This window comes from Stenotrophomonas sp. SMYL86, assembly GCF_036320025.1.
Taxonomy (GTDB): domain Bacteria; phylum Pseudomonadota; class Gammaproteobacteria; order Xanthomonadales; family Xanthomonadaceae; genus Stenotrophomonas; species Stenotrophomonas maltophilia_A.
This window is the reverse complement of the sequence record NZ_JAWIRU010000004.1, coordinates 116,137-142,930: the sequence shown is the minus strand read 5'-3', so window position 1 is coordinate 142,930 and position 26,794 is coordinate 116,137. Positions and strand designations below refer to the sequence as shown.

The window sequence follows — 26,794 nt, the reverse complement described above, 5'->3', positions numbered from 1 at the left end:
CCGACCGGCCGCTGGCCGGCAACCCCGCAATCAATGTTGTTGCAATGCGTTGTGTGGCGCGCGACGGTTCCGCTACACTCGACCGTGATTCAATGCGGCTCTGGCCCCCACCGGATCCGCTGGCAGCCTTAAAGCTACCTAATCAATATCGGAGTGCCGGATGGCCAACGATGGGGTACACGATCCAGTCAACACCGGACGTCGGCGTTTTCTTTCTGCCACCACAGCCGTGGTGGGCGCCGTCGGCGTCGGATTCACCGCAGTTCCTTTCATCAAATCCTGGAACCCCAGTGCCCGCGCCAAGCTTGCCGGCGCACCGGTGGTGGCCGACATCAGCGCCCTGCAGGAAGGCCAACGCCTGATCGTGGAATGGCGTGGCCAGCCGATCTGGATCGTCAAACGGTCCAAGGCGATCCTCGATGCGCTGCACGGGCTGGACGGCCGTCTCAAGGACCCCGAGTCCGGCGAGAAGGACCAGCAGCCGGAGTACGTGCTGAAGCAGAACCCCGAGCTGCGCTCGATCAAGCCGGACATCTCCGTGCTGGTCGGCCTGTGCACGCACCTGGGCTGCTCGCCGGAAATGGTCGCCGAGATCCGGCCTGAACCCTACGACCCGCAGTGGAAGGGCGGCTACTTCTGCCCCTGCCACAAGTCGCGCTTCGATATGTCCGGCCGCGTCTTCAAGGACGTGCCGGCGCCGATCAACCTGAAGGTGCCCGCGCACCACTACCAGGACGACAACACCATCATCATCGGTGTCGATCCGCAGGGGGCTGCCTGATGGCCAATATCCTCAGCCGTACCGCCAGCGGCGTGGCCGACTGGGTCAATGCCCGGGCACCGGGCCTGATGCCGGTGTACCGCAAGCACGTCAGCGAGTACTACGCGCCGAAGAACTTCAACATCTGGTACTACTTCGGTTCGCTGGCGCTGCTGGTGCTGGTCAACCAGATCGTCACCGGCATCTTCCTGACGATGCACTACAAGACCAACGCCGCCGAGGCGTTCGGTTCCATCGAATACATCATGCGTGATGTGGAGTGGGGCTGGCTGATCCGCTACATGCACTCCACCGGGGCCTCGCTGTTCTTCATCGTGGTCTACCTGCACATGTTCCGCGGCCTGCTGTACGGCAGTTACCAGAAGCCGCGCGAGCTGGTGTGGATCCTGGGCATGCTGATCTACCTGGTGCTGATGGCCGAAGCGTTCATGGGCTACGTGCTGCCGTGGGGCCAGATGTCGTTCTGGGGCGCCAAGGTGATCATCTCGCTGTTCGGCGCCATACCGGTGATCGGCAACGGCCTGACCGAGTGGATCATGGGCGACTACCTGCCCAGTGACGCCACGCTCAACCGCTTCTTCGCGCTGCATGTCATCGCATTGCCGCTGGTGCTGTTGCTGCTGGTGGTGCTGCACCTGGGCGCGCTGCACGAAGTGGGTTCGAACAATCCCGATGGCGTGGAGATCAAGAAGGGGCCGAAGGGCAACCGCTGGTCGCCGAACGCCCCGGCCGACGGCATTCCGTTCCATCCCTATTACACGCTCAAGGATGGCGTCGGCGCCGGCTTCCTGCTGATCATCGCCGCCTTCATCATCTTCTTCGCGCCCGGTTTCGGCGGCCTGTTCCTGGAGCACGACAACTTCACCGAGGCCAACCGCCTGGTGACCCCGGAGCACATCAAGCCGGTCTGGTACTACACGCCGTACTACGCGATGTTGCGCGTGGTGCCGAACAAGCTGGGCGGCGTGCTGGTGATGTTCTCGGCTATCGCGATCCTGTTCCTGGTGCCGTGGCTGGACAAGGCGAAGGTGAAATCGGTGCGCTACCGCGGCTGGATCTCGAAGGTGATGCTGGGCGTACTGGCGGTGTGCTTCGTCTGGCTGGGCGTGATCGGTTCCGGCCCCGGCACCGACGTGCACGAGACCTACATCGGGCGGGTGCTGACCTTCCTGTACTTCGCGTTCTTCATCACCATGCCGCTATGGACAAGGTTGGACAGGACCAAGCCGGTACCGGAGAGGGTGACCACCCATGACTGAACGCTGGATGGTCCGGCTGGCCCTGACGGCCGCCCTGATGCTGGGCAGTTTCCTGGCCTCCGCCGCCGAGGGCGGCACCAAGCTGCTGCAGGCCGGCAACGATCTCGGTGACCGCGCCTCGCTGCAGCGCGGCGCGCAGCTGTACATGAACTACTGCTCCGGCTGCCATGCGCTGAAGTACCTGCGCTATTCGCGGATGGCGCAGGACCTGGGCCTGACCGAGGAAGAGGTGATGAACAACCTCAACTTCACCGGCTCGGCGATCGGTGACCCGATTCCGGTGGCGATGCCCAAGGAGAACGCCGAGAAGTGGTTCGGCAAGATGCCGCCGGACCTCAGCCTGATCGCGCGCGTGCGCGGCAGTGACTGGGTCTACACCTACCTCAAGTCGTTCTACCTGGACAGCAGCCGGCCGCTGGGCTGGAACAACGCGCTGTTCGCCAACGCGTCCATGCCCAACCCGCTGTGGGAAATGCAGGGCCTGCAGCATGCCGTGCATGGCAAGCCGGAGGCGCCGGGCATGGACCCGCCGGTGACCGGCCTGCGCCTGGAAACGCCAGGCAACGTCGATGCCGGACAGTACGACCAGGCCGTGCGTGACATCACCAACTTCCTCGAATACGCCGGCGAACCGGCCGCGCTCAAGCGCCAGCAGCTGGGCGTGTGGGTGATCCTGTTCCTGGCCCTGCTGACCTTCCTGCTGTACCTGCTGAAGAAGGAATACTGGAAGGACGTTCACTGAATCTGCCGCCGACCATCACACGGGCCTATTGGCTTTTGTGATGGTCGGTTGCACACTCGGGGAGGAGTCGATCGCTGGCACGGTGCCGGCGGCGCCGATGCGGCAGGCGGTCTCCTGTCGTGGGAGAGCCTTTGATGGCGGCGAGCGTACGCATGCGCAATACACTGACGCTGTTTTCCTCGAACGACGATGTGCTGTGCCACCGTGTACGTCTGGTGCTGGCGGCGAAAGGGGTCACGTTCGACTTCGTTCCGGTCGATCCGCAGAACCCGCCTGAAGACCTGATCGACCTCAATCCGTACCACTCGGTGCCGACCCTGGTCGAACGCGAACTGGTGCTTTACGCCGCGTCGGTGGTCAGCGAATACCTCGATGAGCGCTACCCGCATCCGCCGCTGATGCCGGTCGATCCGCTGTCGCGTGCCCGCATCCGATTGGCCATGCTGCGCATCGAGCACGACTGGGTGCCGCAGGTGCAGGCCATCCAGCTGGGCAACAAGACCCAGGCCGAGGCCGGTCGCAAGCGCCTGAAAGAACTGCTGACGGCCTCGTTGCCACTGTTCAAGGCCAGCAAGTTCTTCCTCAACCCGGAAATGAGCCTGGCCGACTGCGCGATGGCGCCGATCATCTGGCGCCTGCAGTCGCTGGATGTGCCGCTGCCGAAGGACGGCAAGGCGATTGAAGACTACGGCAACCGCATCTTCCGCCACCCGGGTTTTGTCCGCAGCCTGACCGACCAGGAAAAGAAGCTGCGCGATCTGCCGGGCTGATCCCGTCTTGCTTTACCCGTCTGCACGCCGACCGGCGTGCAGGCGATCCGCCCCGGCGGGGCGCCGGGCGCGTACACTTCACGCATGACCGAAGACTTCTTCCACATGACCAGCCACCGCCCGTACCTGCTGCGGGCGCTGGTGGAATGGATCAACGACAACCAGCTGACCCCGCACATCCTGGTCGACGCCGGCGTCCCCGGCGTGCAGGTCCCGCCTTCGGCGGTCAAGGATGGCCGGGTTGTGCTCAACATCGCCGAACGCGCTGTCGTGCGGCTGATGATCGACAACGAGATGGTGAGCTTCTCGGCGCGCTTCTCCGGCACCAGCTACCCGGTGCAGGTGCCGATCAGCGCCGTGCTGGCCGTCTACGCCCGCGAGACCGGGCAGGGCATGGCACTGCCGGATGACATTCCGGGCAGCGAAACTGCGCCGACCAGCGACGAACTGCTGCACGAGGAAGGCACGCCGCCGGACGATACCCCGCCGGCCAGTCCGCCGCCCAAGGGTCGCCCGAACCTGCGCGTGGTCAAGTAATCCCTCTGACGCCGCCCCGATGGGCGGCGTTTTCCTTTACAGGATTTACCGGTGGGTGCCGACCGTTGGTCGGCACTCAAAGCCCTTAGACATCCTCGGCATCCTCCGCATCCGGCCGGATCTGGCTGATCCGCGCCGCGCCCGGGCCAGTGAACGAGATCAACTGGTCGCCGCGCAGCACCATGCGGCCCACGTGGCGATCGATGCCATCGTAGGAATACTCGAACTTGAACGTGCGCTCGAAACCGAGCCGGCCATCCTCGCCGCGCGACAGGCGCAGGCCGGTGGCATGCACCGCCTGGTCCAGCCATTGCACGTCGGCTGCGCGGCAGGCATTGCGACCCAGCTCGACCGCGCGCTCGGCGGCCGAACGCGCAGCGTTCCAGAAGAAGTAGATGATTCCGCCGGCAATCAGCAACAGCAGCAGGGTGGGCATGGCGTCAGCCGTCAGAGGTCGATTCCGCAAAGATGGCGGCGAACGGGCGCTGGATCAAGCGCTGGATTCACCGCCGCGGCTGCGGTTCGCTGGATACCGGTTGCGCGGGCACGATGACCGGTTGCGGTGTCGGGGCGGGCTGCATCGGCGTCGCAGTGGGCGAGGGCATCACCAGCGGTGATGTGGCGGTCAACTGCAGCAGTGCTGCCCAGTCCTGGCGGTTGAAGCTGCATTCGTCCTCGCGGCCCGGCGTGCAGCTGGGGTCGATGCCGGTGCTGTTGCGTTCGCGCGCGGGCGGCAGCTTGATCAGCCCGGTGCGGTCCAGCGGCAGCAGCCGCATCGCCACGGTGTTCATCACGTTGCCGCCGACCAGGTACAGGGTCTGGTCGCCGCCAAGATTGGCCGCTACCACCACTTCGCAATGTGATTTCCAGTGGCCCACCGAGCCATTGCCCAGTGCCTGCACCAGCCCGCTGTAGCTGAGCGTGGTGCTGCGGTCGCGCAGGAAGCACAGCAGGTCGCCCGGTGCGGGCTTTGCGGTCGCGGGATCGACCAACCGGTACGGCACGCCCGAGGGGCCGCCCTGGTACGCGGCACGGATGTAGTCGATGTGGCGTGGCGAGGTGTTGAAGCCGGGAACGCCGGACTGCACCATCACCCAGGAAATGAACGCGGCCGACCACGGGTTGTCGACCAGGAAGGCGCGGCAGTCGCTGTCGGTGTAGCGCGTGCCCAGCGGTGCCAGGCAGCTGCTGGCGCCGGCGATGCTGCCCATTGCGTTGAGCGTGCCGCTGTTGCGCCAGTAGCCGGCCACGCGCTGCCAAGCGATCAGGCCGTTGTCGGCCAAGTGATCGCTTTCGGCCTCGGTGACACTGAGGCTGGCGGCGCGGCCATCGCGATCAATGAAGGGCCGGAACCACAGCCGGTGTTCATTGCAGGCGGTATTGCGGATGGCCACCGCCAACGGGCTCAGGCCGAAGCGGGGCGGCACATCGCAGGCTTCGGCGGCCGCTGCGGACAAGGGGGCTGCGGCCAGCAGCAGGCAGGCAGGCAAGAGCATCCGGCGCATGCGCGGCTCCTGTGGGGGATGACCGCAGCGTCGCAGCGCTGTCGTGAACGCCGGGTGTGAGAACCGGGTCAGGCCTCAGCCCGGCGGCGGGCCCAGCTTCAGCGACAGATCAATCGCCTGCACGTGCTTTGTCAGGCCGCCAATGGAGATGCAGTCCACGCCGTCCTCGGCGATCGAACGCAGGCCACCCAGGCCCACGCTGCCGGACACTTCCAGCGGAATGCGGCCCGCCGTGATGCGCACCGCCTCGCGGCGCAGGTCGGGGCTGAAGTCATCCAGCAGGATGCGTTCGCAACCAGCTTCCAGCGCCTGGCGCAGCTGCGCAAGATCCTCGACCTCGACCACCAGCGGCAACCCAGGCCATTGCCGGCGTGCGGCAGCCACGGCTGCGGCCAGTGAACCGGCAGCGCGGATGTGGTTTTCCTTCAGCATCACCGTGTCGTACAGGCCGAAACGATGGTTCTCTCCACCGCCGCAGCGCACCGCGTACTTCTGTGCCAGGCGCAGGCCGGGCAGGGTCTTGCGGGTGTCGAGGATGCGCGTGCCGGTGCCGGCCACGGCCGCCACGTAGCGCGCGGTGGTCGTGGCGGTGCCGGACAGCGTCTGCAGGAAGTTCAGCGAAGTGCGCTCGGCGCTCACCAGGCTGCGGCTGCGTCCGTGCAGCAGCGCCAGTACGGTGCCGGCGGTGACCGTGTCGCCCTCGGAGACATGCCATTCGATGCGCACGTCCGGATCGAGCGCGCGGTGGGTGGCGTCGAACCAGGGGCGGCCGGCGATCACCCCGTCCTGCTTGCACAGCAGGTAGGCGCTGTCGGCCTGGTCGGGCAGCAGGGCGGCGGTGACGTCGCCGCTGCCCAGGTCCTCGGCCAGCGCACGCGCGACATCGGCGGCGACAACGGCCGCATCCGGCGTCGGCAGCGCGCTCATGCGGCCGGGAAGTCGGCGATCTGGGCGGTCGGGATGGCTTCCTCGGCCAGCAGCACCGGGATGCCGTCGTCAACGCGGAACACCTGCTTGCGGTCGCGGGTGACCAGCGCTTCGCGCAGCGGCTGCGCCAGCGGGTTGCCATCGGCCTTGTTCACCGCGCCGGTGGAAATGGCCTTGTTGAGGGCTTCCAGGCCCTTGCCATCCAGCAGGGACAGGGGCTGGCGGGTGTCCGGTGACACCAGCAGGTCGAGCAGCTTGCGATCCATGGTTCTTCGTCTTGCGTGGAAGATGGCTAGAATACGTCTTTAAGGCAGGTGACGGCCAATGACCCCCAACCCGATCGCGCCGCTTGTCGGCATCGTCATGGGTTCCCGTTCCGACTGGGAAACCATGCAGCACGCCGCCCAGAAGCTTGAAGCCCTGGGTGTTCCGTTCGAAGTGAAGGTAGTGTCCGCGCATCGGACGCCGGATGTGTTGTTCAGTTACGCTGAGCAGGCGGGCCCGCGTGGCCTGCGCGCGATCATCGCCGGTGCCGGCGGGGCCGCGCACCTGCCGGGCATGATCGCCGCCAAGACCGCCGTGCCGGTGCTGGGCGTGCCGGTGCAGTCCAAGGCCCTCAACGGCATGGATTCGCTGCTGTCGATCGTGCAGATGCCAGCCGGCATCCCGGTCGCCACCTTCGCCATCGGCAATGCCGGCGCCTCCAACGCCGCGCTGTTCGCCGCCGCAATGCTGGCCAGTGACCAGCCGGCGATCGGCCAGGCGCTCGACGCGTTCCGCGCACGCCAGACCGAAGACGTGATGGCCCACGACGATCCGCGCCAATGAGCCTGACCGTAGGCATCCTGGGTGGCGGCCAGCTCGCCCGCATGATGGTACTGGCCGGTGCGCCGCTGGGATTGCGCTTCGAACTGTACGACCCCGCAGCCGACGCCTGCAGCGGCCCGCTGGCGCCGCTCACCGTCGGTGCCTTCGATGACCGCCAGGCGCTGGCGGATTTCGCGGCCAAGGTCGACGTGGTCACGTTCGATTTCGAGAACGTGCCGGCCGACAGCGCGCAGTTCCTGGCCGACCGCGTGCCGGTCTACCCGCCGCCGGCCGCACTGGCCGTGGCCCAGGACCGGTTGAGCGAGAAGACCTTGTTCCAGCAGCTGGGCATTCCGCTGCCGGCCTTCGCTGACATCCGCAGCCGTGACGAGTTGGCCGCGAAGGCTGCCGAGTTCGGTCTGCCGTGCATCCTCAAGACCCGCCGCCTCGGTTACGACGGCAAGGGTCAGTTCCGCCTGCGCAGCGAGGCCGACATCGATGCTGCGTGGGATGCGCTGGGTGCGCAGGTCGAGCGTGCCGGTCTGATCCTGGAAGGCTTCGTGGCCTTCCAGCGGGAGGTCAGCGTGGTTGCCGTGCGTGGCCGCGATGGCAGCTTCGAGGCCTGGCCGGTCACCGGCAACTGGCACGTCGACGGCGTGCTGTCGGCCAGCGTGGCGCCGGCCGTGTTGTCGGCCGCCGAGCACGAGGCCGCGATCGGCTATGCCCGTCGCGTCGCCGAGCACCTGCAGTATGTCGGCGTGTTCGCGCTGGAGCTGTTCTGCCGCGATGGCGAGCTGTTGGCCAACGAGATGGCGCCGCGCGTGCACAACTCCGGCCACTGGACCATCGAAGGCAGCGAGACCTCGCAGTTCGAGAATCACCTGCGCGCTGTGCTGGGCCTGCCGCTGGGCAGCACCCGCATGCTCGGCCATGCCTGCATGCTGAACTGGCTGGGCGCGATGCCGGACCCGGCGCCGGTGCTGGCCCAGGCCAGCGGCCACTGGCACGACTACGGCAAGGAGCCGCGTGAGGGCCGCAAGGTCGGTCATGCCACGCTGCGCGATGATGCTGCTGATGCACTGGCCGATGCACTGGACCAGGTGGGTCTGGAGCTGGGTCGTCAGGCCCAGGTGTCGCCGGCGGTACACGCGCTGCGCAACCGCTGAACCCGGTAGCGCCGGCCGCTGGCCGGCAATGCAACGATGTGGCGCGCCGGTGCAGGCATCGGCGCAACATTCCCGGTGATAGCGTGGAGCTCCTTTCACAGGAGTCACGACCATGCTCGACTGGAATGCCTACCGCAAGGAACTGAAGGGCCGCATCGGCGAGATCGGCAAGCTCTCGCCGGATACGGTCAAGGGCTATGCCACCCTGGCCAATGCCGGCGCGCAGACCAACCACCTGGATGCCAAGACCCGCGAGCTGATCGCGCTGGCCGTGGCAGTGACCACCCGCTGCGACGGCTGCATCACCGTGCATGTGGATGCAGCGCTGAAGCACGGCGCCAGCCGCGAGGAAATCGCCGAGGCGCTGGGCGTGGCAGTGTCGCTCAATGCCGGCGCGGCGCTGGTGTACTCGGCACGGGTGATGGACGCGGTGGCCGCGCACGAGAGCGCGTGAAGCTCCGTACTGTTTCCCGGTAGTGCCGGCCGCTGGCGGGCGGATCGGGTATGGTCGTGCGCGTATGGGGATGCCGGCCAGCGGCCGGCACTACCCCGTGGCGGAGCCGCTGCCTCAGCGCAGCTGGCTTTCGGCGAATTCCCAGTTGACCATCTGCCAGAACGCGTCCAGGTAGCGCGCGCGATCATTCTGGTAGTCCGTGTAGTAGGCGTGCTCCCAGACGTCGCAGCACAGCAGTGGGGTGCTTTCGCCGGTCAATGGCGTGCCGGCGTTTCGGGTGGCCTGCAGGCCCAGCTGCCCGCCCGGATGCTGCACCAGCCACACCCAGCCCGAGCCGAACAGGCCCAGTGCGGTGCGGTTGAATTCCTCGCGCAGGCGCTGCACGTCGCCGAACTGGCGCTTGACCAGTTCGCCCAGCCGCCCCTGCGGCTCACCGCCGCCGCGCGGGCGCAGGCACTGCCAGTAGAAGCCATGGTTCCAGGCCTGGGCGGCGGCATCGAACAGCATGCCCTGGGCATGGCGGACGATCTCCTCCAGCGACGCTTCCTCCCACTCGGTGCCGAGGATGCCGGCATTGACCGCATCCACATAGGCGCGATGGTGGCGGCCGTGATGCAGTTCCACGGTCTGTGCGGATAGGTGCGGCTGCAGGGAGCCGGAGAGGTAGGGCAGGGCAGGCAATTCGACAGGCATGGACAGGTTCGTGGCCAGGGGGCGGCGGCAGCCGGTTCCATCCGCTTACAATGGCGGCTACCGTGGGCAGTCTAGCCGACCATCACGGTCGGTTTGTCCGGCGAAGCAAGGAGTGTGGTTGTGGCGGTAATGCAGCAAATCCAGGCCGAGGTCGATCGTTACCCGCTCGTGCTGTTCATGAAGGGCACCCCGCAATACCCGATGTGCGGCTTCTCCAGCCGCGCCGTACAGGCATTGATGGCGGCCGGCGCGGTCACCCTGCGCACCGTCAACGTGCTGGAAGAGCCCGAGATCCGCGCCAACCTGCCGCGCTTTTCCAACCTGCCGACCTTCCCGCAGCTGTTCATCAACGGTGAGTTGATTGGCGGCTGTGACATCGTGCTGGAGCTGTTCGAAGCCGGCGAGCTCAAGCGCATCGTCGAAGAGGCGACCCAGGGATGAGTGCCTGGCCATCGACGTCACCGACCGACGGGGCGCTCGATGGCCGCCCGTTGCAGGATCGCGTGGTACTGGTCGCCGGTGCCGGTGGTGGGCTGGGCAGTGCTGCGGCAGTGGCTGCTGCAGCCGCTGGGGCCACCGTGGTCCTGCTGGGCCGCAAGCCGCGGCGCCTGGACCGTGTCTACGCCCAGGTGCAGGCTGTCGGCCCGGAACCCCTGCTGTACCCGTTGGACCTGGAAGGCGCAGGCCCCGACGACTATGCCGAGCTGGCCCAGGCCCTGCAGCGCGAGCTGGGGCGGCTGGACGGCCTGCTGGTCTGTGCCGCCCACTTCCCGGGCCTGACCCCGTTCGAGCTGGCCGACCCGGCCAGTTTCGCCCGCGCGGTGCACGTTACCTTGACCGCGCCGGCCTGGCTGGCCCAGGCCTGCCTGCCACTGCTGCGGCAGCGCGAAGATGCGGCGCTGGTGTTTGCGGTCGATGCCCCTGACCGGGTCGGGCAGGCTTACTGGGGCGGTTACGGTGTGGCCCAGCATGGCCTGCGTGGCCTGATCGCCAGCCTGCACGACGAACTCGGCCGCAGCCCGGTACGGGTCAGTGGCCTGTACCCCGGCCCACTGCGCACAGCCCTGCGGGCCCGGGCGTATTCCGTAGACCAGGACCCGGCCGCCCAAGGCCCGGAGGCCGCCGCAGCTGCGGCCGTGACCCTGTTGTCCGGTGCTGGCGCCACCTGGCGCGGCCGGATTCTCGATGCCAGCGGGGCGTCCCCGGCCGAGTGAGCGCCGGGGAAAGGCGGAGTGAAGAACCCGTCACGATTGCGTTGCGATCCGGTGCCGTTTGTCGCACAACCGTCACATTGATGGCGTAGCGTGTTAATCTAGTGTTAACCGTTGTGGCTTCCTTCAGCCAAGCGGTAGGGAACCCCAGATAAATGTCCGACCAGCCACCCGCAGGGCTGTTTGGATGCGCTTTTTTTCCGCCATCGCCAACTCGCATCGAGGCTACCGAAAAATGACCCACCCACTCCGGATGTCCAAGCTCACCCTTGGTCTCGTGGCTGCGCTCGCCGCCGCTCCCGCCTTCGCCCAGAGCACCTCTGCCGGTGTCGGCGGCCAGGTGATGTCCTCTGCAGGCCAGCCTGTCGCTGGCGCTGAAGTCACTATCACCCACACCGAGTCGGGCACCGTTTCGCGTGCCACCACCGACGCGTCGGGTCGTTACAACGCGCGCGGCCTGCGCGTGGGTGGCCCGTACACCATCACCATCACCAAGTCCGGTGAGGGCACCAAGACCGAAGAAGGTGTCTTCCTGAACCTGAACCAGGTCAACACGGTCAACGCCAGCCTCGGCGGCGACCTGGCCGCCACCAACCTGGACGCCGTGAACGTTGTCGCCACCGCCGGCGGCCTGGACCTGTTCAGCGCCACCAAGATGGGTACCGGCACCAACGTGACCCGCGAAACGATGGACGCGCTGCCGTCGGCCAACCGCAACATCCAGGACTATATCCGCCTGGACCCGCGCATCTCGCAGGTCAGCAAGGCTGACGGTGCGATCTCGGCCGGTGGCCAGAACACCCGCTACAACGCCATCCGCATCGACGGCATCAGCGCCTCCGATCCGTTCGGCCTGGGCTCCAACAACCTGCCGACCGAGCGTCAGCCGGTGTCGATGGACGCCATCCAGGAAATCAACATCGACCTGGCCAACTACGACACCACCATTGCTGGTGGTACGGGTGCGGTGATCAACGCCGTGACCAAGTCGGGTACCAATGAATTCCACGGCACCGTGTACGGTTCGTACCGCGACAAGGACATGGTCCGTTCGCGTCTGGAAGGTGATCGTACGGACTTCAACGGCTTCAAGGACGAGAAGACCTACGGCATGACCTTCGGCGGCCCGATCGTCAAGGACAAGCTGTTCTTCTTCACCAACTACGAAAAGTACGAGCGTAGCGGTGGCGGCGTCAGCCTGAGCGAAAGCCCGTACAACAAGGATCCGGCGAAGGGTGGCATCAGCGACGCCGACATCTCGGCCGTGCAGAAGCGCATGGCGGAACTGGGTCATCCGGTGGGTAGCGTCAGCGCCCTGAACAACAAGACCGAGATCGAAGAGTACGCGGTCAAGCTGGACTGGAACATCAACGAGAACCATCGTGCAGCCCTGCGCTACAACAAGATGAAGCAGGACGTCGTCCGCTTCCCGCAGGTCAGCAGCAGCGCGCTGTCGCTGAGCGACTTCTGGTACACCCAGCCGACCGAATACGAAACCTGGATGGGTGAACTGTTCAGCGACTGGTCCGAGAACTTCTCGACCGAGTTCAAGGTTTCGCACAAGGACTACTCGTCCAACCGCGTTGCGGCTTCGCACCTGCCGCAGATGCGCGTCCGCTTCGGCAGCAACTCGCTGTACCTGGGTACCGAGCAGAACACCCACACCAACCTGGTCGAGTCGAAGGAACTGAGCGCCTTCGGTGCCGGCACCTGGTACGTCGGTGACCACACCATCAAGTTCGGTTTCGATTACACCGACAACGATCTGATGAACTTCTACGGCCGCAACCTGTACGGCGCGTATGACTTCCGTGACCTGGCCTCGTTCCTGAAGGGCACCGCGAACGGTTACCAGCTGCGCGTTCCGCGTCCGGGCGGTAGCCTGGATGACATTCCGGCCAAGTTCCACCTGAAGAACACCGGTCTGTTCATCCAGGATACCTGGGCGATCAACTACAACCTGAGCCTGATGTTCGGTGTCCGCGTGGACATCCCGGACTTCACCAGCCAGACCAAGTACAACACCGATATCCAGGCGCTGTATGGCTACAACAACACCAAGCTGGTGGACAAGAGCCTGATCCAGCCGCGTGTTGGCTTCAACTACACCTTCGACAGCGATCGCCCGACCCAGCTGCGCGGTGGCGTAGGCCTGTTCGGCGGTGCAGCCCCGAACGTGTGGCTGGCAGGTGCGTACCAGAACACCGGCCTGAACTACGTTGAGTACAACGTCAGCGGCAATCCGGGTGGCTTCAGCGTCGATGCCGACAATCCGTTCATCCCGGATCCGTCGAAGATCATCGCCCGCCAGAACGTCGACATCATCAACCCGGGCACCCGCCTGCCGTCGGTATGGAAGGCCAACCTGGCCTTCGATCACGAACTGCCGTGGTATGGCATCGTGGCGTCGGCCGAACTGCTGTTCACCAAGGTCAAGGATGGCCTGTACTTCGAGCGCCTGGACCTGACCAATGGCAAGGGCAATGGCCCGACCTACGTGTCGGCACAGGATGGTCGTGAGATCTACTGGAACGACAAGGGTCTGAACCAGGCCAACAGCAAGATCGACAGCCGCAGCGGCGACAACCTGGGCATGGAGAACGGCACCAATGGCGTGCTGAACCGCAACTACCGCCCGAACAACATCGGCGACGTGCTGCTCCTGCGCAATACCGACAAGGGTCGTGGCAGCCAGGCGACCTTCTCGCTGGCCAAGCCGCTGACCGAGAACTGGGGCTGGTCGCTGGGTTACACCTACACCCAGTCGAAGGAAGTGAGCCCGCTGACCAGCTCGCAGAACACCTCGAACTGGAACAACACCCAGATCCTGAACGCCAACGAGAACATCGCGTACAACTCGCGCTATGCGATCAAGGACCGTATCACCGGTACCCTGGAGTGGAAGCACAACTTCTTCGGTGACAACGCCACCCGCGTCGGTCTGTTCTATGAAGGCCGTTCGGGCCGTCCGTACAGCTACGTGTTCTACAACGATGCCAACGGCGACAGCGCAATCGGCAACGACCTGTTCTACGTGCCGAAGGGCCCGGGCGACGTGATCTTCGTGGGTGGTGCAACCATGGAGCAGAAGTTCTTCGACTGGCTGGCGCAGAATCCGGAACTCGATGCTTACCGTGGCAGCACGGTGCCGGCCAACCAGCACCGCGCCAAGTGGGTCAACAGCTTCGATGTCCGCATCAGCCAGGAGTTCCCGGGCTTCGCGAAGACCCACAAGGGTGAAATCGCGCTGGACATCATGAATGTCGGCAACCTGCTCAACAAGAAGTGGGGCCTGATCGACGACTACGGCTTCTACGCCACCCGTCGCGTGGGCAACTTCGCAGGTATCGATCCGGCCACCGGCAAGTACGTGTACTCGTTCACCGGTGCGGATGATTCCTCGGTCCAGGAAAACAACAACGACAAGGGCAACACCGCCGTGTCGCGCTGGTCGATGCAGCTGACCGTGAAGTACAAGTTCTGATCCATCAGAGCCTGAAGCAGTAAGTGAAAACGGCCGGGGAAACCCGGCCGTTTTCCGTTCATGCGAAAGTCCTTGCAGGTCATCTGGCATCGGCGTAGCATCCGGAAATGTGCGCGGTGCCAACGCCGCCGATGCGGTCCCGGAAAGGCGAACGCGGGAAGCACACATCCAACGGTCGGGCTTCCCGGCCGTTTTGCTTTTTAAGGGGGCGGCAGTACAGTCGGAAACCTTGAAGGAAGCGAAAAATTGGACATGACCACGAACGAAAAATCAGCCCGTGCACTGCCGGTGCAGGATGCGCGGATCTACCCGCGCGGTGGGCTGGATGTGCTGTCGCGGGCCGAGGTGGCCCGCCTGCGCGATGCGTCTGCCGGCGGTATGCACGAGCTGCTGCGCCGCTGCGCGCTGGCCGTGCTGACCAGCGGAAGCGCCTCTGACGATCCGCGCGCGGCGCGCGATCTGTATCCCGATTTCGACATCCAGGTGGCGCAGCAGGATCGCGGCGTGCGCATCGACCTGGTCAATGCACCGGCGATGGCCTTCGTCGATGGCGAGATCATCCGCGGCGTCGCCGAACTGCTGTTCGCCGTGGTGCGTGACCTGGCCTACATGGCCATCGAGATGGGCCCGGCCTACGCGGCCGAGCTGGAGTCGTCCGAGGGCATCACAAACGCGGTGTTCGGCCTGCTGCGCAATGCGCGCATCCTCAACCCGGGCGACCCGAACCTGGTCGTGTGCTGGGGTGGCCATTCGATCTCGCGCGACGAGTACCTGTACACCAAGCAGGTGGGTTATGAGCTGGGCCTGCGCGGCCTGGACATCTGCACCGGCTGCGGTCCAGGCGCGATGAAGGGCCCGATGAAGGGCGCCACCATTGCCCACGCCAAGCAGCGCCGCACCGTGACGCGCTACATCGGCCTGACCGAGCCGGGCATCATCGCGGCCGAGTCGCCGAACCCGATCGTCAACCACCTTGTGATCATGCCGGACATCGAGAAGCGCCTTGAGGCCTTCGTCCGCATCGGCCACGGCATCATCGTGTTCGCCGGTGGCGTCGGCACCGCCGAGGAAATCCTGTACCTGCTCGGCATCCTGCTGCGCGAGGAAAACAAGGACCTGCCGTTCCCGCTGATCCTGACCGGCCCGACGGTGGCAGCGCCGTACTTCGAGCAGATCGATCGCTTCATCCGCCTGACCCTGGGCGATGCAGCCGCCGAGCGCTACGAGATCGTCATCGGCGACCCGGTGGCGGTGGCAAAGAAGATGGCCAACGGCATCAAGCGCGTGCGTGAGCACCGCCTGGCACAGAAGGACTCGTTCTTCTTCAACTGGTCGATCGAGATTCCGTGGGAGTACCAGCAGCCGTTCGTGCCGACCCACGAGGCAATGGCCGCGCTGGACCTGCACCACGGACGTGCCCCGCACGCGCTGGCGGCCGACCTGCGCCGGGCGTTCTCGGGCATCGTTGCCGGCAACGTGAAGGAAGACGGCATGCGCCGCATCGAGCAGTTCGGGCCGTTCCAGATCCACGGTGACCCGGACATGATGCAGGCCCTGGACGCGCTGCTGCGCGCCTTCGTCGAACAGCGCCGGATGAAGATCTCCGGCGAATACCAGCCCTGCTACCAGGTGCTGGCCTGAGCCTGCGCCGGCGCGATGGGGATCGCGCCGGGACAGGCAGGGGAGGGCGGGCCGTCAAGGCGTTGACGCCCGTCGCCCTGGATTGACCGTTCATCCTGCCGCCGCTTGCCGGTGGCAGGGCGATGGCCCATCGTGGCCATCAACACGCTGGGGAGCGTCCAATGTCTTTGCGCCGGCAAAACGGCTTTACGCTGGTTGAGTTGATGGTCACGATCATGGTCCTGGCCGTGCTCGCCACGATCGCCTTTCCCAGTTTCCAGAGCACCCTGCGATCCAATCGCATCGCTACCGCGAGCAACGAGTTGATCGCTTCACTGGCATTGGCTCGCAGCGAGGCGGTAAAGAATCGTCGTGGTGCGGGTGTCTGTGCGTCGTCTGCGGGCAGTACATGTGATGGCAAAAGCTGGGCTGACGGCTGGCTGGTCTGGGCGGACACCAATGGGGATGGTGCGCTGAGCGCTGGGGAGACCGTGCTCCGCTACAGCGCCGGCCGACCTGGGCTGACTACGATCGGGACGCCGGATCTGTCCGTGGGTTTTGACCCGCGTGGCCGCAACCGCGCCAATGCGTCGCTGGACCTGACCCTGCGCCCGGACACCTGCGGCAAGCAACCGCTGCAACGAACGTTACGCATTTCGCCGACCGGACAGGTCCGGCTGTTGAAGGAGGATTGCAAGTGAGTGCGTCCCGATCCCGTTCCCCGCGCGGCGTGCAAGGGGGCTTCAGCCTGATCGAAGTGCTGATCGCCATTCTCGTGCTTGGCGTTGGCCTGCTCGGTTTCGCGCTGATGCAGACCATGAACGTACGCTTCGTCCAGAGTGCCAACTACCGTACCCAGGCGACCAATCTGACCTACGAGATGCTGGATCAGCTGCGGGTGAACAGATCAATGGCTCCGGCTTACGTCGGTGACTACACAGCAACGACGGCGGCCAAGAACTGCGTTCCTCCTACCGGCAAGGATATCAGCAGGGATGCCTTCACCCTGGATTGGCGCTGTCGTCTCGGCAAAGCGCTCGGGGAGGGAGCTACCGGCAAGGTGGCGCGCAACGGCAACCAGTACTCGGTCAGTGTGAGCTGGGGGGATGAGCGCTGGAATGCGGATGCTGGCGACACCACGTTCACTGCCAGGAGTGGCCTCTGATGCGCGCACCGTCTTCTGGCCGGTACATGGCCGGCTTGTCCATGGTCGAACTGATGATCGCGCTGACCATTGGCGTGATCGTCATGCTTGGTGTGGTCCAGGTGTTTGCCGCGTCACGTGCGGCCTACCAGTTGTCCGACGGGCTGGCGCGGGTACAGGAAAACAGCCGTTTCGCGATGGATATGTTGCAACGCGAGCTGCGCATGGCCGGACATTTTGGTTGTGTCAACGATCAGGCGCGGAACTCGCCCGACAACGCCTCTCTGTTCACCACGTTCGCCGCCGCACCGCATCCGGCACTGGACTTCCAGACCTCCATCCAAGGCTACGAGGCTACTGCGACTGCGCCGGGTGACGCGCTGACCTTGACCGCCACACCAGCAACCGGGGGTACAGACTACAAACCGGCACTCCCCGCTGAATTCGCGGCGGCGATGACCAATCGTGTCAATGGCAGCGACATCGTTGCGTTGCGCTACCTGATGCCGGATGGCGTGCCGGTCACCGCCAGCGCAGGCACTACCGGGCAGCCGGTCTTCAGCTTCGACAAGGCGCGGCTGGCCGTACTGCAGAGCGGCCTCTCTGATCCGGGCCTGTACGGTGCAGCCGACTGTGCGAGCGCCACCATCTTCCAGGCGCGCGCTGTGGACAAAGCTGCTGGCACCATCACCTTCGGAGCCGCGCCGAACAACACCGGCAACTTCACCCGGCCGGTCACTGCTGGCCAGGCAATGCTGCACCGTGCCGAGAGTGCGCTCTACTACGTCGGCTACGATGCGGCTAGCGCCCGCTCCTCGTTGTATCGTGTCCGCTTCAGTGCGGTCCCCAACGGCGCACTGGTTGCTGGCGCGCCGGAGGCGCTGGTCGAGGGTGTGGAGAACATGCAGCTGTTGTATGGCCAGGATCGCGGACTGACCAGCGTGTATCCGACCGGTTTTATCGATCGTCAAGGCACCGCGGAAACAGTGGAGGCGTCGGCCAATCCTGCCGCAAACGCTTGGCGTCGCGTGGGGGCGGTGCAGATGGGGCTGGTGATGGTGAGTCCCGACCCGTCGGCGGCCCCTCAGGCTGACCAGAAGGCCGTTCTGACGTCGATGGGTGTGACGTACACCGCACCCACGGACGGCCGCATGCGCGCCGTCTATCAAACCACCATCGCCCTTCGCAACCGCCTCTTTGGCAACTGAGGCCACCATGCATCCTCGTCGACGCATTCCTTCGTTCGCATCGTCCCGCCACCAGCACGGAGCCGTGCTGTACGTCGCCTTGATCATGTTGATCCTGCTGGCGCTGATCGGTATTGCAGGCATGCAGGTCACCAGCATGCAGGAGCGCATGGCGGCCAACTACCTGCGCTCCAATCAGGCCTTCCAGAACGCCGAATCCGATGTGCGTGTGCAGGAAGCGGCGATCCAGGCCGCCATCAACAGCGGCAAGATCTTCGAGGCCAACCAGGAGGAGTGCAGCCCGGTGTTCGATCCGGCAACCTGGGCCGATGGCAAGACCGCGGCAACGGCGATCAACACCCGTCGTCTGGATAAATGCGTGCCGGTCGGACCTTTGGGGCTCGGGCGCCGCAAGAACGAAGAGACCGAGAACATCTACCAGATCACCGTCCTGGCCAGTGATGATCCGGCCAATCCTTCTTCCAGCGCTGTCATCGACACGATCTTCATTCCATGAACACTTCGCGCCGCTTCTCCCGCATCGTCTCGACTCCCTGGCTGCGCGCGGGCGCTGCTGTTGCCGTGCTGGCTGGCGTGGGTGCGTTGGTCTACCCGCTGTTTGCTGCGCTCGGTGACTACGACATCGCGCAGGAGCCGCTGTATAGCAAGAAGACCCAGCCGCCGCTGATGATGATGGTGATGTCGCGCGACGAGCAGCTGTTCAACAAGGCTTACAGCGATTACAGCGACCTGGACGAGGATGGCACCCTCGACACCACTTACCAGGACAAGTTCGATTACTCCGGCTACTTCGATTCCAACCTCTGCTACACCTATGCCAGCGGCCAGTTCAAGGCCAGTGCACAGGCCAGCGGCACCTGGAAGCACAGCTGCGGTGGAAACTGGTCCGGCAATTTCCTGAACTGGGCAACGATGAGCCGCCTGGACGTGATGCGCTACGTGCTGTACGGCGGTCATCGCATCACCGACAGCGCCGCCAGCACCGTGCTGGAGCGCGCGCAGATCCCCAATGATCTGCACGCGTGGGTGAAGGTTTACAGCGGTAGCGATATCAACAGTTTCACCCCGTACAAGACCACCATGTCCTTCTGCAACGCTACCATCGAATCCGGTGGTGCACCGCTGATGCGCGCTGCGTCGGGCAACTGGGGCGAGTGGGCGGCCACCGCCAGCCGCCAGTGCATCACTGGCCGAAGCGATGAAGGCAAGGCCGATTCACCTGGCTCTGCCACCAACTTCAATGTCCGGGTTGAGGTCTGCGCCAGTGGCAGCGGAGCTTTCCCGGAGGCGTTCTGCCGCAAGTACAACGATGGCACCAGGGACTACCTGAAACCGGCTGGCCTGCTGCAGTCGTATGGCGAAAGCGGCCGTCTTCGCTTCGGTCTGGTCACGGGCACCTATGTCAATCCGCGCGATGGTGGCGTAGTGCGGCGGAACATCGGAAAGATCGCAGGTAACGGCACCGGCTTCTGTGCGGCCGGCGACGAAATCAACCTGTCCAACGGTCAGTTCTGCAACAGCTTGTCCGGTGGTGCGGAAGGCATCATCAACACCATCTCCAACTTCCGTATCGACCAGTGGAACTGGAGCAATAACTGGAATGACTGTAACGACTACAGCATCCTCAACCGACAGGGCTTCGGTGACAGAGGCAATCTGACCGATCCGGGCAATGCTTCGAAGAAATGCAGTGCGTGGGGCAATCCTCTGGCTGAGATGTATGCCGAAGCTGTGCGCTACATCAAGGGTGAAACCAAGGGCATCTACAGTGCGTCCGGAGACCTGAGCGGTCTGCCCAATTCGGTTGCCTGGAAGGACCCTTACCGTTCCCCGAACGATGGCGGCAATTCATACTGCGCCACCTGTAACATCCTGGTGATGTCCTCAGGCCTGCCGTCGTTCGATAGCGACAACATCGGGTCGATTAATGGCCTGGCGACTGCGACGTCGGCAACGGATGCGATCGGCAACCTTGAGGGCATCACTGGCGGCAGTTACATGGCCGGTCGTGTTGGCCTGACCGAGCGCTATGCTTCGATCAATACCCACGAGGATATCTGCCGTGCGGCCAAGGTTACGGGCCTGTCGCTGGTGCGCGGCATCTGTCCGGATGTCCCGTCCACAGAAGGCAGCTACCTGATGGCCGGCCTGGCCAAGGCCGCTGCCGAGACGGATCTGCGTCCGCGTGTGCAGGACAAGCCGGATACCTACAAGCTCACGGCGACCACCTATACCGTGGCGATGGCTGAGAGCCTGCCCAAGTTTGAGATTCCGGTGGGCAACGGCAAGATCACCCTGGCCCCACTGTGCCAGGCCAACAACACCGGTTCGGCAAAAATCACCAGCAATGGCTGGCGCAGTTGCTTCCTCGGTTCTGTCGGCATCGGCACCAAACAGTCGACGGTCTCGCCGAATTTCGTCTACGGACGTACTTACCGTGCAGACGGCAAGGCTGGCAGTTTCTCGCTGGTATGGGAGGACTCGTTGTGGGGCAATGACCACGACAACGACGTGGTCTCCATGCTCAGCTACTGCGTGGGCGCTACCTGCAGCGACGGCGACAACACCAACTTCCGCAACATCTGCTGGCGTTCCAGCAGTGCAGAGTGCAGCAACAATGCCGTACGCAATACGGTGGGCAGCGATGAGGTGCTGGTCCGCATTGAGAATCTCTCCGCCTATGCCGGCAACGCGATGCTGACCGGTTACACGATCGTGGGTTCGAATGCGGCCGACAACGTGCAACGTCTGGTGCTGCGGCCTGGCGATAAGAACGGTTCGGTACTGACGACCAGTTCCGCTCCGCCGGCAGAATGGACAGGCGCCATTGTCTTGCGTTACCGCCTGGGGAGTGGCCAGGCCAATCAGTTGGAAAGCCCGTTGTGGTACGCCGCCAAGTACGGCGTGCCTGCTGGCAAGAAGTGGGACAGCAAGGTGCCTGGCGTGCCGGACAATTATTTCCTGGCGCGTAATCCGGCCAAGCTCAAGTCGGCACTGGAATCAATCTTCGACAGTGCCGCTGCAGGCGAGGCGCCGGTGGGCGGCAGCGCGACCGGCGCGCGAGTGAACGCGGGATCCTTCACTGTCGCCGCGCACTACACCGTGCCATCGGGCTCCAATGACTGGACAGGTGACCTCATTGCAAGTCAGGTCACCGCAACGGGTGGCATCGGCGCGGAGCTGTGGCGCGCGTCAAGCAAGATGAGCGCCTCCGGGCGGACGATCGTGATGTCGACCGCACCGACCTACGTGAACAAATCCAACCAGTTGGTGGCCGCTGCGGCAGCCGATTTCACCGCTGACAACGTGCCGGGGAGGGATCGCGCCGAGAAGCTGGGCAACCTGGGGCTCAACACCATCCCCAACTGGTTCGGCTCGCACACAGTGGCCGACCTGGTCAGCTACCTGCGTGGGTCCCCGGTCAGCGGTTTCCGTCCCCGCAGCGTACTGCTCGGTGACATCGTCAACTCAGGTGTCGAGATTGTCTCCAATAAGGACGATTACGGCTACACCGCGTGGCAGGCGCAGGGTGGAGTGGGCTGGAAGACCACCCTGGGTACGCGTTATCGCGCGTATCTGACCGCGAAGACGGCCTCAGGAGGCATGCCTTCGATGGTCTATGTCGGCGCCAATGACGGAATGCTACATGGCTTCAACGCCAGTACGGGTACGGCAGCTGGCAGTGAGCAGTTCGCCTTCATTCCGTCGGCATCGCTGCAGCACATGGCTGAACTGGCCAACCCCACGTATGGGCATCGCTACTATGTGGATGGCGGGCTAACTTCGTCTGACGTCTACTACGGTGATGCATGGCATACCGTGCTGGTTGGTTCGACCGGCGGCGGTGGTGCCTCGCGCGGCCCTTCGGCGACCTCGGTCGGCAATGGTTCGGTGTTCGGTCTGGATATCGGCACGCCCACCAGCTTCGATACCAGCAAGGTGTTATGGGAGATATCCGGCAAGACCGAATCGGACATGGGTTTTGCCTTCGGCAAGCCAGTCGTGGTGCCTGTCGCTGGCACTGATCCGGACGGCCCGCCGCGATTTGTCGCCCTGTTCGGCAATGGAGTCAATTCCAGTACCGGTCGGCCAGTGCTGTACGTGGTCGACATCCAGAACGGCCAGGTGCTCAAGCGGCTTTATCCGACCGGCACCAAGTACGCGATTGCCAACGGCCTCAATCACGTCACCGCCGTGGCATTGCACAACAGCAGTGGACTGGCCGACACGGTGTATGGTGGTGACATGCAGGGCAACATCTGGCGCTTCGATCTGACCGGTGGCGATCCCGCCGCTTGGAATGTCTCGCTCAGTGGAACACCATTGTTCACCGCTGTTCGCAGCGCCGTCGCGCAGCCGATCACCGGATCGATCGAAGTGTCGGCCGGCCCGGGCGGTGGCGTCAGCCTGTTCTTTGGTACCGGCCGCTACTTCACTGCCGACGACAACGCGGTCACCCGCAATTCGCCGGTGCAGACGCTGTACGGCATATGGGACGATCTTTCCAGTGCGATCAGCGGCCGCGACGTGCTGGTCGGACAAACCATCAGTGCCAACGGAACCGGCTTCCGTGACATCTCCGGCTACGCCGTGGACTACGCGTCCAAGCGAGGCTGGTATGTGGACCTGGTGGTCGGTACAGGCGTGGAAGGTGAGCGCTTCTTCGGCTATCCGACCCTGCAGGGCGGCAATGTGATGTTCACAACCTACGTGCCCGGGCAGGCGGTCTGCGGTACGGGCGGTGGTGTCAACTGGCGCTACCGACTGAACATGCTGACAGGACAGCCGGCGATGGGGGGCCTTACCGATGAGGTTGGTGGCAATGCGCTGTGCGGCGCGAACTGTGGTGCCGGCGCGCTGACCCGTGGTGGTGACGTTGCTTCCGGGGCGCCCGTACTGGGCACCAACGTCAACAGTACGACATTGAAGGGCTGCGATCCCAGCGACCCGAAGTGCTCGGTCGATGGTTCGATTGACCGGTGCATCGTGGCGCTGAACACTCCGGGCGCGGATACTGCATACGGCCAGCGGGCCTGCGGTCGCCAGTCCTGGCGCCAGATCCGCTGATGACCATGAACATGAGATCGCCCATGCACGCATCCTCAACCCGTCGTTTTGCAGCTGGTTTCACCCTGATCGAGCTGATGATCACCGTGGCGGTGATCGCCGTCCTGGCGGCCGTGGCCCTGCCGTCCTATCAGCGGCACGTGCTGAAGACGAACCGGGCCCTGGCCAAGGCCGATCTGGTCGAGATCGCACAGTTGCTCGAGCGCTACCATACGGTGCAGAACAGCTATGACGGTTTCTCGCTGCCGTTCAACCAGTCACCGCGACAGGGCAACAAGCGCTACACGCTGTCCCTGAACGGCAAGGCCACGGCCAGCACCTACACGCTGCAGGCGGTGCCGGAAACCGGCCAGGACAAGGATGTGTGCGGCACGCTGACACTGGATCAGGCCGGACGCAAGACGCCGGACAAGAAGACCAATGCGGAGTGCTGGTAACGGTTGGGCATCGCACGTGGAAAAAGGGCTTGCACTCCCCTGCAAACGCTGGCTAAAATGCGCACCCCGCCCGAATAGCTCAGCCGGTTAGAGCACTTGACTGTTAATCAGGGGGTCGTTGGTTCGAGTCCAACTTCGGGCGCCAGATTCGAAAAAGCCGCGAGAAATCGCGGCTTTTTTCGTTTCCACGATGGCATTGCAGGTATCAGCAGGGGGTGGACCTGCGCGGGCGCTGGCTCCTGACCCGTCCGGGGACGCTGATGATGACGCGGCTGTGCTCCTGTCCATCCACGCACAACACGATGGACTGGTTGGTACCGGCATTGCGGCCGTCGGGCCGGAACCGCACGTCGGGCCGATGATCGCTGGTGCGCAGGTCGACAAGACGCTGGCGTGTCCCGTGCACGCGCAGTTCCCTTGCGGCGGCGGTCGCGCTGTTGGCCGGTTCGACCTGCACCCGCCAGCCCTGGCTCCATGCCTGGTCACACATCATGCCGTCCGACGATCCGCAGACCGTCACGCGGCGGCGTTCGGTGATGGCGGCGCTGCGCGCCATCGACAGGCTGGCGACCAGTTCGGCGCGCAGCGCTTCCGCCTGGAAGTGCCGCAGCGTGCGTTGCCAAGGGCCCCAGGCCAACGCCAGCAGGACCGACAGCACCATGACGGCGACCAGCAGCTCGATCAGATGGAGCCCGCGGTGGAGCCGGGCAGGGCGAAGACGATGGGACATGCCTCCAGCCTCGACGTACGCCGGGGCATTCACCATCAGGCACCGCCGCGCTCACCTGCCCGGAAACCCCTCAGCGGGCCGTCACTCCATGCCCCGTATACTCACCACTCCCGGGAACTGGCACCACCATGAGCGACCGTTTTGAACTCGTCTCGCCGTATTCGCCGGCGGGCGACCAGCCTGATGCCATCGCGAAGCTGACCAGCAACTTCGAAGCGGGCATCGCCAAGCAGACGCTGCTGGGCGTGACCGGCTCGGGCAAGACCTACACCATCGCCAACGTCATCCAAAACGTGCAGAAGCCGACGCTGATCATGGCGCCGAACAAGACGCTGGCGGCGCAGCTGTATGGTGAGTTCAAGGCGTTCTTCCCGCACAACGCGGTGGAGTACTTCGTCAGCTACTACGACTACTACCAGCCGGAAGCCTACGTGCCATCGTCGGACACCTTCATCGAGAAGGACAGTTCGATCAACGAGCACATCGAGCAGATGCGGCTGGCGGCGACCAAGACCCTGCTGTCGCGCCCGGACGCGATCGTGGTGGCGACAGTGTCGGCGATCTACGGCCTGGGCGCGCCGGAAGACTACCTGTCGCTGCGCCTGATCCTGTCCAAGGGCGAGCGCATCGACCAGCGCGACCTGATCAACCACCTCACCCAGCTGCAGTACACGCGCAACGAGTACGAGCTGCAGCGCGGTACCTTCCGCGTGCGTGGTGAAGTCATCGACGTGTTCCCGGCCGAGTCGGACAGCGAGGCGCTGCGCCTGGAGCTGTTTGATGGCGAGGTCGAGAAGATCACGTTGTTCGATCCGCTCACCGGCGAGACGCTGCGCAACATGCAGCGCTTCACGGTCTACCCGAAGACCCATTACGCCACCACGCGCGAGCGTGTGCTGGCGGCGATCGAGACGATCAAGGTCGAGCTGAAGGAGCGCCTGGAGCAGCTGTACGCGCAGAACAAGCTGGTGGAGGCGCAGCGCCTGGCGCAGCGCACCCAGTTCGATCTGGAAATGATGGCCGAGGTCGGCTACTGCAACGGCATCGAGAACTACTCCCGGCACCTGACCGGCAAGAACGTCGGCGAACCGCCGCCGACGTTGTTCGACTACCTGCCGGCCGACGCGCTGCTGGTGATCGACGAATCGCACGTGACCATTCCGCAGATCGGTGCCATGTTCAAGGGCGACCGTTCGCGCAAGGAGACGCTGGTCGAGTTCGGGTTCCGGCTGCCCTCGGCGCTGGACAACCGGCCGCTGCGCTTCGAGGAGTGGGAAGAGCGCTGCCCCCGCAGCATCTATGTGTCGGCCACGCCAGGCCCCTATGAGTACCGCGAGGCCGGTGACGAGATCACCGAACTGGTCGTACGCCCCACCGGGCTGATCGACCCGGTGGTGGAGATCCGCCCGGTCGGCACCCAGGTTGACGACCTGATGAGCGAGGCCAACGCGCGCATCAAGGCCGGTGACCGTGTGCTGGTCACGACGCTGACCAAGCGCATGGCCGAGAATCTCACCGAGTACCTGACCGAGCACGGCATCCGCGTGCGTTACCTGCACTCGGACGTGGACACGGTCGAGCGCGTGGAGATCATCCGCGACCTGCGCCTGGGCAAGTTCGATGTGCTGGTGGGCATCAACCTGCTGCGCGAGGGCCTGGACATGCCCGAGGTGTCTCTGGTGGCGATCCTGGATGCCGACAAGGAGGGCTTCCTGCGCTCGACCGGCTCGCTGATCCAGACCATCGGCCGTGCCGCCCGCAACGTGCGTGGCAAGGCGATCCTGTATGCGGACAAGATCACCCGCTCGATGCAGGCGGCGATCGACGAGACCGACCGCCGTCGCGCCAAGCAGGTCGAGTACAACGAGCAGCACGGCATCGTGCCGCGCTCGGTGGCGCGTCCGATCACCGACGTGCTGGAAGGCGCGCGCTCCGATGCGGCCGAGAAGGAAGCAAAGAAGGGCAAGGGCAAGGGCAGGCCCGGCGTTGCCGAGGAGGGGAGTGACTATCGATCCCTCAGCCCGGCCCAGCTGGCGTCCCGTCTCAAGGCGCTGGAGCAGCAGATGTACCAGCACGCCAAGAACCTGGAATTCGAGGATGCCGCCCGCGTGCGTGACCAGATCCGGCAGCTGAAGGAAGCGAGTCTGGGCTGAACGCGGCAGTGCAGCATCTTCTTCACAAAAGTGTTGCGCTTCACGGCCGGCATCCGTAATATACGCGGCCTGCACCGACGCAATCGCGGACGTTCAGAA

25 protein-coding genes and 1 tRNA gene are annotated in these 26,794 nt (G+C 64.6%); 20 read left to right on the top strand and 6 right to left on the bottom strand.

All coding sequences use genetic code 11. From position 1 onward, the window contains the following. Positions 1-160 precede the first annotated feature (160 nt). From petA to V3B64_RS06930, 5 genes are all read left to right on the top strand, one after another. Positions 161-781 (top strand): ubiquinol-cytochrome c reductase iron-sulfur subunit, encoded by a 621-nt coding sequence (gene petA / locus V3B64_RS06950; protein WP_010486121.1) that lies wholly within the window; start codon positions 161-163, stop codon positions 779-781. Further along, the gene (locus tag V3B64_RS06945; RefSeq protein ID WP_032128877.1) at positions 781-2,040 is read left to right on the top strand and encodes a cytochrome bc complex cytochrome b subunit; all 1,260 of its coding nucleotides are present in this window, start codon (positions 781-783) and stop codon (positions 2,038-2,040) included. The genes petA and V3B64_RS06945 overlap by 1 nt, the downstream gene beginning before the upstream one ends. Continuing rightward, complete coding sequence (locus V3B64_RS06940) at positions 2,033-2,782, top strand: cytochrome c1 (RefSeq protein WP_032128878.1); 750 nt, start codon at positions 2,033-2,035, stop codon at positions 2,780-2,782. The genes V3B64_RS06945 and V3B64_RS06940 overlap by 8 nt, the downstream gene beginning before the upstream one ends. 134 nt (positions 2,783-2,916) lie before the next feature. After that, positions 2,917-3,552 carry a glutathione S-transferase N-terminal domain-containing protein gene (locus V3B64_RS06935; protein WP_032128879.1) on the top strand — a complete coding sequence of 212 codons (636 nt, stop codon included), beginning with the start codon at positions 2,917-2,919 and terminating at the stop codon, positions 3,550-3,552. An 84-nt stretch (positions 3,553-3,636) separates the two neighbouring features. Continuing rightward, complete coding sequence (locus V3B64_RS06930) at positions 3,637-4,089, top strand: ClpXP protease specificity-enhancing factor (RefSeq protein WP_019659028.1); 453 nt, start codon at positions 3,637-3,639, stop codon at positions 4,087-4,089. Positions 4,090-4,174: 85 nt separating this feature from the next. Here the strand turns inward: V3B64_RS06930 and V3B64_RS06925 are convergent, their stop codons facing one another. The 4 genes from V3B64_RS06925 to V3B64_RS06910 form a co-directional block, all read right to left on the bottom strand. Further along, entirely contained in the window at positions 4,175-4,525 is a 351-nt protein-coding gene (locus tag V3B64_RS06925) for a DUF3301 domain-containing protein (RefSeq protein ID WP_049423257.1), read from the bottom strand. A gap of 67 nt (positions 4,526-4,592) precedes the next feature. Beyond that, entirely contained in the window at positions 4,593-5,594 is a 1,002-nt protein-coding gene (locus V3B64_RS06920) for a DUF2272 domain-containing protein (RefSeq protein WP_032128881.1), read from the bottom strand. Positions 5,595-5,669: 75 nt separating this feature from the next. Beyond that, entirely contained in the window at positions 5,670-6,521 is an 852-nt protein-coding gene (gene nadC, locus V3B64_RS06915; RefSeq protein WP_049463565.1) for a carboxylating nicotinate-nucleotide diphosphorylase, read from the bottom strand. Continuing rightward, positions 6,518-6,787: a Trm112 family protein gene (locus V3B64_RS06910; protein WP_032128883.1), complete on the bottom strand. Its 270-nt coding sequence runs from the start codon at positions 6,785-6,787 to the stop codon at positions 6,518-6,520. Before V3B64_RS06910 ends, nadC begins: the two co-directional genes overlap by 4 nt. A 58-nt stretch (positions 6,788-6,845) precedes the next feature. Here V3B64_RS06910 and purE point away from each other — a divergent pair, with 58 nt between their 5' ends. The 3 genes from purE (at position 6,846) to V3B64_RS06895 (ending at position 8,948) form a co-directional block, all read left to right on the top strand. Next, on the top strand, positions 6,846-7,349 hold the full coding sequence (purE, locus tag V3B64_RS06905; RefSeq protein WP_005412808.1) for a 5-(carboxyamino)imidazole ribonucleotide mutase: 504 nt from the start codon (positions 6,846-6,848) through the stop codon (positions 7,347-7,349). Further along, positions 7,346-8,494 (top strand): 5-(carboxyamino)imidazole ribonucleotide synthase, encoded by a 1,149-nt coding sequence (locus V3B64_RS06900; RefSeq protein WP_121503801.1) that lies wholly within the window; start codon positions 7,346-7,348, stop codon positions 8,492-8,494. Before purE ends, V3B64_RS06900 begins: the two co-directional genes overlap by 4 nt. Positions 8,495-8,606: 112 nt before the next feature. After that, positions 8,607-8,948: a carboxymuconolactone decarboxylase family protein gene (locus V3B64_RS06895; protein ID WP_004152082.1), complete on the top strand. Its 342-nt coding sequence runs from the start codon at positions 8,607-8,609 to the stop codon at positions 8,946-8,948. Positions 8,949-9,062: 114 nt separating this feature from the next. Here the strand turns inward: V3B64_RS06895 and V3B64_RS06890 are convergent, their stop codons facing one another. Beyond that, positions 9,063-9,641: a superoxide dismutase gene (locus V3B64_RS06890; protein ID WP_121503800.1), complete on the bottom strand. Its 579-nt coding sequence runs from the start codon at positions 9,639-9,641 to the stop codon at positions 9,063-9,065. 120 nt (positions 9,642-9,761) lie between these two features. On the opposite strand from V3B64_RS06890, the gene grxD reads away from it, so the two are divergent. The 11 genes from grxD (at position 9,762) to V3B64_RS06835 (ending at position 23,957) form a co-directional block, all read left to right on the top strand. Then, positions 9,762-10,082: a Grx4 family monothiol glutaredoxin gene (gene grxD, locus V3B64_RS06885; RefSeq protein ID WP_005408852.1), complete on the top strand. Its 321-nt coding sequence runs from the start codon at positions 9,762-9,764 to the stop codon at positions 10,080-10,082. Continuing rightward, on the top strand, positions 10,079-10,855 hold the full coding sequence (locus V3B64_RS06880; RefSeq protein ID WP_049399918.1) for an SDR family NAD(P)-dependent oxidoreductase: 777 nt from the start codon (positions 10,079-10,081) through the stop codon (positions 10,853-10,855). The genes grxD and V3B64_RS06880 overlap by 4 nt, the downstream gene beginning before the upstream one ends. Before the next feature lie 232 nt (positions 10,856-11,087). Beyond that, complete coding sequence (locus V3B64_RS06875; RefSeq protein ID WP_329913844.1) at positions 11,088-14,336, top strand: TonB-dependent receptor; 3,249 nt, start codon at positions 11,088-11,090, stop codon at positions 14,334-14,336. A gap of 252 nt (positions 14,337-14,588) precedes the next feature. Then, positions 14,589-15,977, top strand: coding sequence for a nucleotide 5'-monophosphate nucleosidase PpnN (gene ppnN / locus V3B64_RS06870; protein WP_010486098.1), 1,389 nt, complete (start codon positions 14,589-14,591; stop codon positions 15,975-15,977). Between the two features lie 161 nt (positions 15,978-16,138). Continuing rightward, positions 16,139-16,657 (top strand): Tfp pilus assembly protein FimT/FimU, encoded by a 519-nt coding sequence (locus tag V3B64_RS06865; protein WP_197617145.1) that lies wholly within the window; start codon positions 16,139-16,141, stop codon positions 16,655-16,657. Continuing rightward, entirely contained in the window at positions 16,654-17,121 is a 468-nt protein-coding gene (gene pilV, locus V3B64_RS06860; protein WP_197617147.1) for a type IV pilus modification protein PilV, read from the top strand. The genes V3B64_RS06865 and pilV overlap by 4 nt, the downstream gene beginning before the upstream one ends. Then, entirely contained in the window at positions 17,121-18,308 is a 1,188-nt protein-coding gene (locus tag V3B64_RS06855; protein ID WP_236494410.1) for a PilW family protein, read from the top strand. The genes pilV and V3B64_RS06855 overlap by 1 nt, the downstream gene beginning before the upstream one ends. 7 nt (positions 18,309-18,315) lie before the next feature. Beyond that, positions 18,316-18,804 (top strand): PilX N-terminal domain-containing pilus assembly protein, encoded by a 489-nt coding sequence (locus tag V3B64_RS06850; protein ID WP_197617149.1) that lies wholly within the window; start codon positions 18,316-18,318, stop codon positions 18,802-18,804. Then, complete coding sequence (locus V3B64_RS06845; protein ID WP_329913843.1) at positions 18,801-23,375, top strand: PilC/PilY family type IV pilus protein; 4,575 nt, start codon at positions 18,801-18,803, stop codon at positions 23,373-23,375. Before V3B64_RS06850 ends, V3B64_RS06845 begins: the two co-directional genes overlap by 4 nt. 23 nt (positions 23,376-23,398) lie before the next feature. Next, a complete protein-coding gene (locus V3B64_RS06840; RefSeq protein ID WP_197617153.1) occupies positions 23,399-23,812 on the top strand; it encodes a type IV pilin protein in 414 nt (137 codons plus the stop codon). Positions 23,813-23,880: 68 nt separating this feature from the next. Continuing rightward, positions 23,881-23,957 (top strand) — tRNA-Asn (locus V3B64_RS06835). Between the two features lie 60 nt (positions 23,958-24,017). Here V3B64_RS06835 and V3B64_RS06830 read toward each other — a convergent pair. Next, positions 24,018-24,542: a GspH/FimT family pseudopilin gene (locus tag V3B64_RS06830; RefSeq protein WP_329913842.1), complete on the bottom strand. Its 525-nt coding sequence runs from the start codon at positions 24,540-24,542 to the stop codon at positions 24,018-24,020. 128 nt (positions 24,543-24,670) lie between these two features. On the opposite strand from V3B64_RS06830, the gene uvrB reads away from it, so the two are divergent. After that, entirely contained in the window at positions 24,671-26,695 is a 2,025-nt protein-coding gene (uvrB, locus tag V3B64_RS06825) for an excinuclease ABC subunit UvrB (RefSeq protein ID WP_329913841.1), read from the top strand. The last annotated feature ends 99 nt before the right edge of the window (positions 26,696-26,794 follow it).